Genomic DNA, 13,743 nt, shown 5'->3' with positions numbered 1-13,743 from the left:
TCAGCCCCGGCCCGGGCAGGCGATGGGCAGCGCTGGCGGCATGCCGCCACGGCTCTTCAGCACACGCCATTGCGCCGGGCGCGTGTCAACGGCAATGCGCAATGCTGCAGGTGAAGGGTTGTGCGCCGCCTGCTGCGGCCTGCAGGCGAATGCCAGTGCCTGACCGGTTTCAGCAGCCACCTGCAAGCGCCTCAGGGCGCGGTCATCGGCACGTTCAGGCCAGCATAGCACCGCCGCACAACTGCCCGAGCGCAGGCACTGTTCGGCGGCCCACAGGGCATCGGCGGGCTCGGCATCCACCTGTACCAGCCAGCGCAGGTCCACCCCCGCCGCCTGCCAGGCCGGTGCATACGGAATGAACGGCGGTGCCACCAGCACCACGCGGCTGGCGTCAGCGCTTAGCCGGGCCAGGGTTGGCCACAGCAACTGCAATTCGCCACAACCGGGGCTGGCCAGCAACAGCTCGCTAAGTGCGGCCGCTGGCCAGCCACCTTCCGGCAAGCGCTCGTCGAGGGCCGCATGGCCGGTGGGCTGCAACCCGAGTGGCCGCGCCTGGGCCTGCCGCCCGCGCCATACCCGGCGTTGGTCGAGCAGCCTGTCGAGGTCGACCACCGCGCCCATCAGTCACGCCTCAGCAGGCCGCAGAACACGCCTTCGATGAAGAACTCCTGTTCAGGCTTAACATCGATGGGCGCGTAGGCCGGATTGCGGGGCAACAGCCGGTAATGGCTACCTTTGCGTTGCAGGCGCTTGATGGTGACTTCACCGTCCAGGCGTGCAACCACGATCTGGCCATCGCGGGCGTCGGCCTGCTGAAGAATGCCGACCAGATCACCGTCGAAAATGCCGTCGTCGATCATCGAGTCGCCACGCACCTTCAGCAGGTAATCCGGTGTACGGCGGAACAGGCTGGGGTCGAGCAGCAATTGTTCGTGAATGCCCAGGTCCGGGCCGATGGGAGCACCTGCTGCCACCTGGCCCAGCACCGGTACTTCGAGGATTTCGGGCCGGCGCAACGGTTCAGCCAGGCGGATGCCCCGCGCCTGGTTCGGCGTGACATCGATATAGCCGGCCTGGCACAGGGCAGTGATGTGCTTGCGCGCAACGCTGCGCGAGGCAAAACCGAAGCGCGTGGCGATATCGGCCAGGCTTGGCGGCTGGCCATGGTCGGCAATGCGCTCACGAATGAATTCGAAAATGGCGCGGCGTTTGGGGGTTAGATTGTCCATGGAGCACATTTGTACTCCTTTCGGAGCACGCTGAACAGCCCCCTTTGTCGCCAGCTTTGAGTGACCTGAACAGAAAAGCCGCCCGAAGGCGGCTAGCCAGTGATTTATGAGCGCTTCCCCAATTCATTGGGCGCTTCAATCAGCTCAAATGTTCTACTTCACGACTTTCGCGGATCATTTTTGACATCTTTCTCAGCAACCTTGTCGTGCCGACTATAGAGCTCTGCCTTTGAAGCCCGCTCGGTGTTGGCACCCTTACTACCCTCCGTCCTTGGGCCTTGGGGAGGTGTATTTTCGCCAGAACTTCTTTCACCTTGGTGCGATGTTTTATCTGTCATATAAACCTCTGATGAGCCCGGTATCCGAGCTCAAATAAATGAATTACTCAGCGAATGATCCATCATGTGTACGCCTCTGCCTCCGGTCACTCTCCGGACCTTTATCAAGGCCTGGCTCGTCATCATCTGGGGTGTAGCCCAGAGGATCATCAGCTTCAATGCGCGTATGGGGCGGAAGAGCGGTCTTTGGTTGGGCGCCTCTACCAACGACGCCCAGGATAAGTCCAACCAGCCTGCTGATTACTGAACGTTTCCTTATTTGAAGCTTTTTGACGTTCAGGGGGCTCAGGATTTTGTTCAGGCGTAGCGTCGGGATCGATATAATCGTCCCTATCCTCTGGGCTAGCTTTATCCAACCCCTCACGCTTTTCTGTACCTGATTCAACTTCCCATTCAAGCCCCGGAGATCCATCTGGCTTGGTAGTGTCACTAGACATAAGTACCTCTCAATAACTCAGAAAATCTGAGCTAAATCGAGTATGCGCCCTAAGTTTGCCACAGGGTGAAATACCAGACCACCGGGACAATTAATAAGACTGGCGCAGCGTTGGGACGCTTGAGCCCCTCTTCGGGCAAAAAAACCGGCTCGGTGGCCGGGTTTTGTTTATCACGCCTCAACATGCGCAGGAATGACAGGATGAACGCACATTGGCTTATTGGTTCAGTCGCAGTCAACCGACATTTGCGACCCAATGGCCTTCATGGTCGAGAATGTGCTGCGCTTCCAGCAACGCGGCCTCTACCTCAAGCTCCAGAGCGCGCAGGATGTCTCTCCTCCAGCGCTCCTGAGTTTTGATTGGGTGCGCGTCAGCTGCTCGATAGAGAGATTTCACTCATCGTCCTCATTCAGGATGAAGAAAGCGTGCGACACACGCTGGGTAAAGCATCTAGCCACGAGGGTTAGCGTCGTTACGCTGACGTGTATCCGTTATCAGCGCTGTGAAGCTGCCGGTAAAGCCATAACGAAGCTCCCTGGGCATTTCATAGGAAAAGTGAACAAGCCAGGCGCCCTCGTTAAGTCGAACCGTTTCCCTTCGGTACCGCTCAACTTGAGCCTCGCCAATTCCAACTGCTGCAGCGACTTCTTGATTGGTCGGTTCGGTATTCAAGGGTTTTTCTCCAGCCCCAGTAAGGGGTGAGCCGCATCATTACGCTCGTTAATTGCAAATAGCCATGCAAATTGTGATTAACACGCCCTCCAGGCATGCCCGTTCGTGGCTCGTCACGACCTGCTCGGCCATCCCCCATAACTCCGGATACAAGGCTATCGGCTCGGCATCTACGCCAACACCTGCGTAGTACTGGGCATCTGTAGCACAGGCTAGGGCGAGGTTCTGGGCATGTGAGATCGAACCCACCACGCCGAGCGGAACACCTTGCGAAGCTTTTGCATCTGCGGTTTCGATGGCAGCTTGCGTCGCTTATGCTTCTCCGTATGCCCCTCACTGTCGCGGTGAATCATCTGGCCTTCGAGAAGGTAGCTGAGCGTCGATAGGCCTAGCTGGTCGGTCGCGCTTGCGCCTTCAGAAAGTCCAAAGCGCAAGCAAAGGTGTTTGATAGAGGGTGATCTGGGTTCGTGCCTGCATAGATTTGAGAAAATGTCACACTGAAAGTGGTGCCATCCTGTTGTGTCGAAATGACTGATACGCCTCCCGCGTGGGCCTTTGCTATTTGGCTGACTATGAATAACCCAAGCCCTGCATGACGCATTTCAACAGGCTGTTTCTGCCCACGTACCAGAGGCTCGAATAAACGCTCTAAAAGTTCAGCGGGAATTGGAGCGCCCATATTGTGGACGGTGATGACGACGATCTTATCTTGGTTACAAGATTTCACACTCACCGGTGACTGTGGGTCGCCATACGCAATGGCGTTGGCGACAAGGTTTCCAATGACTTGGAAAAGGCGGTCCTTATCGAACAGGGCGAGACGCTGGCCAACGTGATTGTATGTTAATTGATGACGGGGAAATACCAGACGTAATTCCTCCAGGCATCCTTCCACGGCGCTCGGTAGATCCGAGACTGTAGGGTGAATGGGAACACCTCGCCCAGACTGGATAAGCCAGCAGCCGGGCAGTGAGCAGCTCACGTATGTACCTTTGCTCCTCGGTGTTGAACAAGGTCAGCTCATGAACGATGGCCTTTGAATGCGTGCAGGTAATGGCACTCGATATCATCGGCAGTATGAAGCCCGCATGGTGCACGAGATCGAACTTGACATTCGCCACCGCCCCCTGGAGCGCCATCAAGGGTAGCCAGTACATCTGATGAAAGGTCCTGGCCTCCACACTCAACAGTTGCTGAATTCGCATACCGTGGAGTTCTTCGAATGTGTAACCGATCCACCGACAAAACGTAGGGTTGGCGCTCTCGATGCGCCCGCTTTCTGCCGTCAACAGCACGCCATGATCGGATTCGTCCAAATATATTTGCGAAGCAAGGTCAGGGCTCTTTCTGCAGGTCGATATAGCGGTAGGGTTCCAAAGAGTGTTCAATACTCAAGCTCCTGCGATCAAACACCACGCCCCTGCCGGATAGGGAGGGGTGATAGCACCCTTCCAGGTTTTGGAGCGGTGCATAGGAGCAGGATGAGCGCGATGCCATGACAGGTCTGTTCGCTACCGAACAGACCTCCTTTGCGCCTCCCCTCAAACTGAGTGCTGACCGGCCAGATCTCGGTACTCCAGGACACCATGGACAATCCTTGGCTTCGCGCGCTCGCCTTCGTTAAACGCCTGCCTGGCCATGCGCGACCCTGGCGATCGCCCCGCCATTCGTTCACCTACGAGAGCCTGCTCCGGTCTGAGCTGTATAGCGCCAAGCAAATGGCGGAACACGGCACCTGGCTTGCTAGCCAGCATCGTTTGAGCCAACTGCCCGCAGATGATTCGCTGCTCGACCGTCTGGCTGACAACGAGCGGATGCTCTCCACCTGTTGTACCTCCCTTGCTGGCGCTCTGCCCAGCTCGCGCCCAGCGCTGCCAGCGGCGCAATGGTTGCTCGACAACTTCTACCTGGTCGAGACCCATATCCGCATCGCCAAACGTCATCTGCCGACAGACTACAGCCTGCAACTGCCGCGGCTGGACAACGGCCCCTCGGCCGGCCTGCCACGGGTCTACGACATCGCGCTGGAAACCATCTCCCACGGCGATGGCCGGGTCGACGCCGAGAGTCTCAGCCTTTTTGTCGAGGCCTATCAGCAGGTCGGGACACTGACCCTTGGAGAACTCTGGGCAATCCCGATTATGTTACGGCTGGCGCTGATTGAAAATCTGCGCCGGGTGGCAGCACGGGTCATGGCCAACTTGGCTGACCGCGATCTGGCCAATGCCTGGGCCGACCAGCTCGGGGAAACCGCCGAGCGCGACGCCAAGAGCGTAGTGCTGGTGGTGGCGGACATGGCCCGCTCGGAACCACCGATGACCCCCGCCTTTGTTGCCGAACTGGCAAGGCGTCTTCAAGGCCACAGCACTCTACTGACGCAACCGCTTGCCTGGGTCGAACAGATGCTCAGCGAGTCAGCACTCAGCATCGAACGCAATGTGCAACTCGATGCCCAGCAGCAGGCCATCGACCAAGTGTCCATCAGCAACAGCATTGGAAGCTTGCGGCTGTTGTCGACCATCGATTGGAAGCTGTTCGTCGAAAACCTGAGTCATGTCGAACAGATCCTGCGTCAGGACCCGGCCTCGGTATACCCAGCGATGGACTTTGCCAGCCGTGATCACTATCGGCATGTGGTCGAACAGGTGGCACGCCATAGCGCATTCAATGAGAAAGAAGTGGCGCAGGCGGCTATCGAGCTCGCTCAGGCCGCAGCCCCCCGGCCTGGAGACCAGGCCGAGCATGTTGGTTTCTACCTGGCAGGGGGCGGCCTGCCATCGCTGGAGCGACGGCTCGCGGCCCATATTCCACTTGCCGAGCGGTGGCAACGCCTGTTGCACCGAGCGCCGCTGGTATTCTACCTGGTGCCTGTGATTCTGCTGTCGTGCCTGTTGGCCTGGGGCTTCATACGGTCCATTGACGTTGAGGGCTGGCCCACATGGGTACTCACGGTCATGGCCCTACCGATAGTGCTGACGACCAGCCGCCTGGCCATTGGCCTTGTTAACTGGCTGGTGACCCTGACCGTGAAACCTTCCTTCCTGCCACGGCTGGACTACTCGTCCGGGATTCCTGCTGACGCCAGGACATTGGTCGTGGTGCCCACCATGCTAGCCACTGCCAGCGATGCAGAAGAACTGGTCGAGGGGCTGGAAGTGCGCTTTCTGGCAAACCGTGATGAGCACCTGCATTTCGCGCTGTTGAGCGATTTCATGGATGCCCCTGAACAGACATGCCCTGAAGACATGGCCCTCCTCGACCTGGCCAGCGAAGGTATCCGGGCGCTGAACCACAAATACCCAAGCCCAGGCTGCGAACGCTTCTTTCTGTTGCATCGGCCACGCGCGTGGAACGGAACCGAACAGTGCTGGATGGGGCGTGAGCGCAAGCGCGGCAAACTTGCCGAACTCAATGCCCTCCTGCGTGGCCACGGGGACGGGTGCTTCATGCGCATCGTCGGCGATCTGCAAAAGCTCGAGCGCGTGCGCTATGTCATCACCTTGGACACTGACACCCAGTTGCCGCGCGGTGTAGCCCAGAAGCTCGTCGGGGCCATGCAGCATCCATTGAACCGCGCACGCTTCGACGCACAGACCGGTCGCGTGCGCTCTGGGTACGCGATCCTGCAACCGCGGGTAGGTATCAGCCTACCCAGTGTGTCGCGCTCGACCTACGCTCGGCTGTTCGGCAGCGAGGCCGGTGTCGATCCCTATACCCAGGCCGTTTCTGACGTCTACCAAGACCTGTTCTTGAGCGGTTCCTTCATCGGCAAAGGCATCTACGCGGTGGATGCCTTCGAACAGGCACTGGATGGCCGCTTTGCCGACAATCGCGTGCTCAGCCATGACCTGATCGAAGGCTGCTATGCCCACTCCGGCCTGCTCAGCGACGTGCAGTTATTCGAAGCATATCCGGCGCGCTACAGCGTCGATATCAAGCGCCGCCACCGCTGGATACGGGGGGACTGGCAACTGCTGCCGTGGCTTGTACCGTGGCTGCGCACAGGCACCCACGGTCTCGCGCAAAGTCCGCTAAGCGCACTGTCGCGCTGGAAAATCCTCGACAATCTGCGCCGCAGCCTGGAGCCGGCAGCCCTGTTAACGGTGCTGCTGTGGGGCTGGCTGGCCAGCGCCTCGGCATTGCCCTGGACGCTTGCACTGCTGGGGTTGCTGCTGACTCGCCCACTGTTGGATTCATTGCTCGAGGTGTTGCGCAAAACTACCGATGTACCATTTTCCGAACACTTGCTTGCGGCCCTGCGCACCTCGGGCACCTTCTTCGTTCGTGCCGGCCTGTCACTGGCCTGGTTACCGTTCGAGACCAACTACAGCCTGGATGCCATCCTGCGCACCCTTTGGCGGTTGGTCGTCAGCAAACATCGACTGCTTCAATGGAACCCCTCGCGGGAGGAGGAGCGCACAAGCGCCGATACGCTCCAGGCGGTTTATCGCGAGCAATGGATGCAACCAGCCCTGGTACTGGTGCTGGCCAGCGTGTTGTCGATGCAGCCTAGGGTGTTGCTGCTTGCATCACCCATCCTCGCCCTCTGGCTGCTCGGGCCGGCACTGGCCTGGTGGCTCAGCCGTCCGCGTGGTCAGGTCACGTTCACACCGTTGGCTGAGGATCTGCGCTTTCTGCATCGGCTGGCCCGCAGCAACTGGGCGTTCTTCGACCGTCATGTCGGCCCTGAGGATAACTGGTTGCCGCCCGATAACCTCCAGGAGCCGCCCTTCGCCAGCATCGCTCACCGCACGTCGCCGACCAACATGGGCATGGCCCTGCTCTCACACCTGGCGGCCCATGACTTCGGTTATCTGAGTGCCGGCCGCCTGTTCGAACGCCTGGCGCATATACTCGACAGCATGAGCCGCCTGGAGCGCTACAGGGGGCATTTCTACAACTGGTACGACACCCAGACCCTCAAACCACTGTCACCACAGTATGTTTCGGCGGTGGACAGCGGCAACCTGGCCGCTCTGCTCCTGACGCTGAGACCCGGGCTTCTGGAAATGGCAGATACCCCCATGCTGGACCAGCGCCTGACCCTGGGGCTGCTCGACACCTTCGACACCCTGCTCGACGCCTTCAGCCGCTCAGGCCGTGACGCAAGGGAGATAGAAGCTTTGCGTGAACAGGTGCAGCAAGCCCATGAGCGATCAGGCAACCTGCCAGTCACCCAGATGTCGCTGCTGGCCGAGCAACTGCCAGGTTTGATTCCCCCATCACCTGGGGCCGAGGAAACCGATGACTGTGTGTTCTGGTTGCAGGCCCTGCATACGCAGTGCCTCGACCTGTGCACGGAGTTGCAGGGTTTCCAATTACCCCCTGGCAACAACCTAGCGCCCCAGACACCGTTGAGTTGGCGACAATTGGCAGAGCTCGATCCGGGCCAATGGCCGCTCTCCGAACAGCTGGCAGTGACCAACGTTCGAGCGCTGGCCCGCCAGCGCATCGCTCAAGCGCAAGCCTTGGCAAGGCGCATTACAACCTTGGCCACCATGGACTTCACCTTTCTCTACGACACCCACCGGGATCTTTTCGCCATCGGCTACAACGCCGATGAGCATCGACTGGATTCAGCATTCTACGACCTGCTGGCGTCGGAGATGCGCCTGACCAATTTCGTGATCATCGCCCAGGGACAGGTACCCCAGGACAGTTGGTTCGCCCTTGGCCGACTACTCACCAGCAATGCTGGCGTACCGGTTCTGCTGTCCTGGTCCGGTTCGATGTTCGAGTATCTGATGCCTCTGCTGGTGATGCCCAGCTATGAGGGGACCTTGCTCGACCAAACCTGCCAGGCCGCCGTCGACCGGCAAATCAAACATGGCAACCTGTTGGGCATTCCTTGGGGGGTTTCAGAGTCGGCCTACAATGCGCTGGATGCTCACTTCAACTACCAATACCGTGCATTCGGTGTTCCCGGCCTTGGCCTGAAGCGCGGTCTGGGCGAAGAGCACGTGGTTGCCCCTTACGCCAGCGCGCTCGCCTTGATGGTGGCGCCCACTGCCGCCTGCCATAACCTGCAGCGCCTTGGCAGGCTCGGACTTGCCGGACGTTTCGGGCTGTACGAGGCGGTGGACTACAGCGAGACACGGCTACCCCCCGGGCAGGACTCTGTGGTGATCCGCTCGTTCATGGCCCATCACCAAGGCATGAGCTTTCTCGCCCTGACCTCCCTACTACTTGGCAAGCCCATGCAACGGCGCTTCGCCTCGGACCCACAGTTCCAGGCCAGCATGCTGCTGTTGCAAGAGCGAGTCCCGAAAACGGCAGCCCCGTACCTTCATTCACTTCAGGCATCGGCCGTGGTGGCCGCAGACTGCACCGCCGAAACACGACTGCGCCTATTCAGCGAACCGAACCGGCAACACCCCGCCGTCCAACTGCTCTCCAATGGCCACTACCACGTAATGGTCAATCACGTGGGTAGTGGCTACAGTCGGCGTAACGACCTGGCGGTCACCCGTTGGCGCGAGGACGCCAGCCACGACGACTTAGGAAACTTCTGCTATCTGCGCGACGTCGCCAGCGGCGCGTACTGGTCCAACACCTACCAGCCGACCCACCACCGAACCAGAAACCAGGAGGCAATTTTCAGCGACGGCCGGGCGGAATTCCGCATTCGCGAACGAAACTTCGACTGCCATACTGAAATTGCCGTCTCCCCCGAAGACGACATCGAATTACGTCGCCTGCACCTGACCAACCATGGCGACGAGCGCCGCATCCTGGAACTGACCAGTTATGCCGAAGTGGTGCTGGCGCCGGCACTGAGCGATGCGTTGCACCCGGCCTTCAGCAAGTTGTTCATCCAGACCGAACTGATTCAGCCGTTGCAGGCCATCCTCTGCACCCGGCGGCCCCGCTCGCTGCAGGACGCCGTGCCGTGGATGTGTCATGTTCTGGCCGTGCATGGCGCCGATATCGATGCCGTGTCCTATGAGACAGATCGGGCCCGCTTCATAGGCCGCGGCCGTACCCTCGTGGCACCGGCAGCACTGGACTATGACACTGAGACGTTATCCGGCAGTGCGGGGGCGGTGCTCGATCCGATCGTGGCGATCCGCTGCCGCATAACCCTGACGCCAGGCCAGACAGTAACAGTCGACCTGGTCACTGGCGTCGCCGACAGCCGCGACGCCTGCCTTCAGCAAGTCGCCAAGTACCGCGACCGCCACCTGGCCGACCGGGCCTTCGACCTCGCCTGGCCGCATAGCCAGGTCCTGTTGCGCCAACTCAATGGTTCGGTGGCCGATGCGCGACTGTTCGAGCAAATGGCCGCATCGGTGATCTACCCCAATGCCGGCCTACGCGCTAGCGGGGCCCTGCTGGCCAGCAACGGGCGCAACCAGTCCGGCCTGTGGAGCCAGGGACTGTCGGGGGATCTACCAATCGTGCTGGTACAGATTGGCGACCTCGCCAACCTTCAATTGGTCAAGCAGATGGTGCTTGCCCATGCCTACTGGCGTCAGAAGGGCCTGACACTCGACCTGGTGATCTGGAACGAAGACCAGGCCGGCTACCGTCAGCAGTTGCAGGAGCTGATCATGGGTATTGTCGCCTCCGGCAGCGAGGCAGCCCTGCTCGATCGCCCCGGTGGGATATTCGTACGCCCTGCACAACAGTTGTCCGAAGAGGACAGGATCCTGACGCTTTCGGTAGCGCGGCTGGTGCTCAACGACAGCCATGGCACGCTGGCCGAGCAACTGCATCGGCGCCGTCAGCCTCCTGTACCACCCGCCTTCCAGCCGAACCCGGCCTACACCCGACCCGAGCCCACCAACCACCTGCCAACGGGCCAGCTCGCGCTGATGCTTGCCAACTCCTACGGGGGGTTCAGTGCCGATGGTCGCGAGTACGTCATCCCTCTGATCCCCGACAAGCCGCCACCGGCACCGTGGGTCAATATCCTGGCCAACCCACGGTTCGGCAGCGTGGTCTCGGAGGCTGGCAGCGCCTACACCTGGTACGAGAACGCACACGAGTATCGGTTGACGCCCTGGCACAATGACCCCGTCACCGACCCCAGCGGCGAAACCTTGTACCTGCGTGACGAGGACAGCGGGCACTACTGGTCGCCGACTCCGCAGCCCTGTCCTGGCCCTGGCCGTTATTGCACCCGGCATGGCTTTGGCTACAGCGTGTTCGAGTATACCGAGGATGACCTGCGCAGTGAGCTTTGGGTGCATGTAGCGCTGGATGCCCCGGTCAAGTTCAGCCGACTCAAATTGCACAACCACTCTAGGCGAGTACGACGGTTATCTGTGACCTGCTTCGCCGAGTGGGTTCTTGGCGACCTGCGCAGCAAGTCTGCTATGCATGTGGTCAGCGAGACCGACCCGGTCAGCGGTGCCTTGTTCGCCCGTAATACCTATGCCGTAGAGTTTTGCGGACATGTGGCGTTTCTCGACTGCGACCTGCCTTTTGATAGCATCACCTGCGATCGCAGCGAGTTCCTCGGCCGCAACGGCGATTCTCAAGCGCCGGCCGGCATGCGCCAGGCGCGGTTGTCGGGGCGCACGGGCGGAGGGTTGGATCCCTGCGCGGCGCTGCGGGTCAGCGTGCTGCTGGAGGCCGGCGAAAGCCGTGAGGTGGTGTTCCGCCTGGGGGCCGAGCAGGATGCCAAGACCGCTACCCGGTGTGTGCAGCAATACCGCGGCCTACGGGCAGCCATGGAAGCGTTCGAAAAGGTTCAGATCTACTGGCGCCAGACCCTGGGCGCCCTGCGGATCGAAACCCCCGAACCCTCGTTGGATGTCTTGGCCAACGGCTGGTTGATGTACCAGGTAATTGCCTGCCGTTTCTGGGCGCGCAGCGGCTTCTACCAGTCCGGTGGTGCCATCGGTTTTCGCGACCAGTTACAGGACAGTATGGCAATGCTGCACGCTGCCCCGGCGGCGGCGCGCGAGCACCTCCTTGCGTGTGCCGCGCATCAGTATGTCGAAGGCGATGTCCAGCACTGGTGGCACCCACCCATGCAGCGCGGTGTCCGTACCCGCTGCTCGGACGACCTGCTCTGGCTGCCGCTGGCGACCAGCCGCTACGTGGAGATCACGGGAGACAAAGCGGTACTGGACGAGCCGGTCGGCTACCTGGAAGGGCGTGAACTCAATGTCGGCGAAGAATCCTATTACGACCTGCCAGCCCACTCGCACCTGGTCGAGAGCCTGTACCAGCATTGCCAGCGTGCACTCGGGCACGCCCTACAGTGTGGAGTCCATGGCCTGCCGTTGATAGGCAGCGGCGACTGGAATGACGGTATGAACCGCATCGGCGAACAAGGTCGGGGCGAAAGTGTATGGTTGGGCTTCTTCGGTCATGAGGTGTTGCGGGCGTTCGGCGACCTCGCTCTACGCCATGGTGACACTGGCTTCGCAGTGCACTGCACCAGGCAAGCCGCCGTCCTTGCCGAAAACCTTGAGCAGCACGCTTGGGATGGCGGTTGGTACCGCCGCGCATGGTTCGACGATGGCCAGGCACTGGGATCGGCAAGCAATCAGGAGTGCCGCATAGACTCGCTCGCACAAAGTTGGGCGGTGCTGTCCGGGGTCGCGTCGGCCGAGCGCGCACGCGCCGCCATGGGGGCGCTGGATCACCACCTGGTAAGACGCGATATCGGTATCGTGAAACTGCTCGATCCTCCCTTCGACCAGGGCGATCTGGACCCTGGCTACATCAAGGGCTACCTGCCTGGCGTGCGTGAGAATGGCGGACAATACACCCATGCGGCGATCTGGGCGAGCATGGCATATGCCCACCTAGGAGACGCAGACAGGGCCTGGGAGCTATTGCGCTTGATTAACCCAATACGCCAGGGTTGTAGCGCACTGATCGATACCTACAAAGTAGAACCCTATGTCATGGCCGCCGACGTCTACGCCATAACCCCCCACGCAGGGCGGGGAGGCTGGAGCTGGTACACGGGCTCCGCGGGCTGGATGTATCGCCTAATAACCGAAAGCCTGCTGGGCCTGCAACGTAGCGGTGACACCCTGCGGCTACGCCCGCTGTTACCGGCAGGCTGGCCAGGTTGTGTACTGCACTACCGTTATGGAAATACCTACTACCGCATTGAAGTGCGCAACAGCGCCAGCGCCGAACGGACCCTCCGCCTGGATGGCCAGTTGCTTGCCCATGCCACACTGCAACTGAAGGATGATGGAAAGCTGCATCAGGTAATCGCCCAGTGCCAAAGCTGCCTCTTGCCTACGAACTGAACCGTTCGACAGCGCGCGGACCTGGGTGAGAAACTGCAGTCCTGCTGGGCTAATCTTGTTTTGACAAAACCTGCCCTCGACGGTCCCGAACATGCAACCCTCGCCCCCCCCACAACAGAATCATCTGCTGGCTGCATTATCAGTGCAGACGTTCAGCCGGCTGGAGCCTCACTTGGAACGGGTGAGCCTGCCACTGGGCAAGGCACTCTACGAGTCTGGCGACGCAATGCGCCATGTCTACTTTCCTACCGACTCAATTGTCTCTTTACTTTATGTCATGGAGAACGGCGCCTCGGCCGAAATCTCGGTAGTGGGCAATGAAGGACTGGTCGGGATTGCGGTGTTCATGGGCGGTGAAAGCACGCCCAGCCGAGCGATCGTGCAAAGCGCAGGGCATGCCTATCGCCTGCCGGGGCAGCGACTCAAGGACGAGTTCAATCGCCATGGCGAACTTATGATGCTTATGCTGCGCTACACCCAGGCACTGATTACCCAGATGGCTCAAACAGCGGTGTGCAACCGCCATCATTCCATCGACCAGCAACTGTGCCGCTGGCTGCTGCTGTCGCTAGATCGCCTGCCGGGAGATCGCCTGTGCATGACCCAGGAACTCATCGCCAACATGCTAGGCGTACGCCGTGAAGGGGTGACCGATGCTGCGGGCAAATTGCAGCGTCTAGGTGTGATCGAGTACAGCCGGGGAAACATCAGGGTGCTGGACAGAGCACACCTGGAGCGGCTCAGTTGCGAATGCTATGCCGTGGTGAAGAAAGAAACTGAACGGCTGCTGCCCTACCTGTCGCCCGAGCCCCCTGCCATTTGACAGCCGGCGGTGGGCCTGCGTCTG

Annotated in this window: 7 protein-coding genes; 2 read left to right on the top strand and 5 right to left on the bottom strand. The window is 60.4% G+C overall.

The genetic code is table 11. From position 1 onward, the window contains the following. The 5 genes from imuA to B9A31_RS27825 form a co-directional block, all read right to left on the bottom strand. Positions 1-621: a translesion DNA synthesis-associated protein ImuA gene (imuA, locus tag B9A31_RS21790; protein WP_019099079.1), complete on the bottom strand. Its 621-nt coding sequence runs from the start codon at positions 619-621 to the stop codon at positions 1-3. Further along, positions 621-1,238 carry a transcriptional repressor LexA gene (gene lexA, locus B9A31_RS21785; RefSeq protein ID WP_019099080.1) on the bottom strand — a complete coding sequence of 206 codons (618 nt, stop codon included), beginning with the start codon at positions 1,236-1,238 and terminating at the stop codon, positions 621-623. The genes imuA and lexA overlap by 1 nt, the downstream gene beginning before the upstream one ends. A gap of 1,000 nt (positions 1,239-2,238) precedes the next feature. After that, positions 2,239-2,400 carry a hypothetical protein gene (locus B9A31_RS27210; RefSeq protein WP_155951173.1) on the bottom strand — a complete coding sequence of 54 codons (162 nt, stop codon included), beginning with the start codon at positions 2,398-2,400 and terminating at the stop codon, positions 2,239-2,241. Positions 2,401-3,064: 664 nt separating this feature from the next. After that, positions 3,065-3,571: a sensor histidine kinase gene (locus tag B9A31_RS27830; protein ID WP_233454263.1), complete on the bottom strand. Its 507-nt coding sequence runs from the start codon at positions 3,569-3,571 to the stop codon at positions 3,065-3,067. Continuing rightward, positions 3,480-3,971 (bottom strand): PAS domain-containing protein, encoded by a 492-nt coding sequence (locus B9A31_RS27825; protein ID WP_371851098.1) that lies wholly within the window; start codon positions 3,969-3,971, stop codon positions 3,480-3,482. Before B9A31_RS27825 ends, B9A31_RS27830 begins: the two co-directional genes overlap by 92 nt. A gap of 291 nt (positions 3,972-4,262) precedes the next feature. Between B9A31_RS27825 and B9A31_RS21760 the strand changes: the two genes are divergently transcribed. Both B9A31_RS21760 and B9A31_RS21755 read left to right on the top strand, forming a co-directional pair. Beyond that, positions 4,263-12,896, top strand: a complete 8,634-nt coding sequence (locus B9A31_RS21760) for a GH36-type glycosyl hydrolase domain-containing protein (protein ID WP_084297355.1) — start codon at positions 4,263-4,265, stop codon at positions 12,894-12,896. 91 nt (positions 12,897-12,987) lie between these two features. Then, positions 12,988-13,719, top strand: a complete 732-nt coding sequence (locus B9A31_RS21755) for a Crp/Fnr family transcriptional regulator (protein WP_025754158.1) — start codon at positions 12,988-12,990, stop codon at positions 13,717-13,719. Positions 13,720-13,743: the final 24 nt, after the last annotated feature.

Source organism: Pseudomonas sp. URIL14HWK12:I5, from assembly GCF_900176445.1.
Lineage (GTDB): Bacteria > Pseudomonadota > Gammaproteobacteria > Pseudomonadales > Pseudomonadaceae > Aquipseudomonas > Aquipseudomonas monteilii.
Note: the sequence above shows the minus strand (reverse complement) of the source record. Positions and strands in the feature narration are given on the sequence as shown.

Excerpts from the sequence above, each read along its gene's own strand:
- imuA (WP_019099079.1), bottom strand. The coding sequence starts at position 621 with ATGGGCGCGGTGGTCGACCTCGACAGGCTGCTCGACCAACGCCGGGTA.
- B9A31_RS21755 (WP_025754158.1), top strand. The coding sequence starts at position 12,988 with ATGCAACCCTCGCCCCCCCCACAACAGAATCATCTGCTGGCTGCATTA.
- B9A31_RS21760 (WP_084297355.1), top strand. The coding sequence starts at position 4,263 with ATGGACAATCCTTGGCTTCGCGCGCTCGCCTTCGTTAAACGCCTGCCT.
- lexA (WP_019099080.1), bottom strand. The coding sequence starts at position 1,238 with ATGTGCTCCATGGACAATCTAACCCCCAAACGCCGCGCCATTTTCGAA.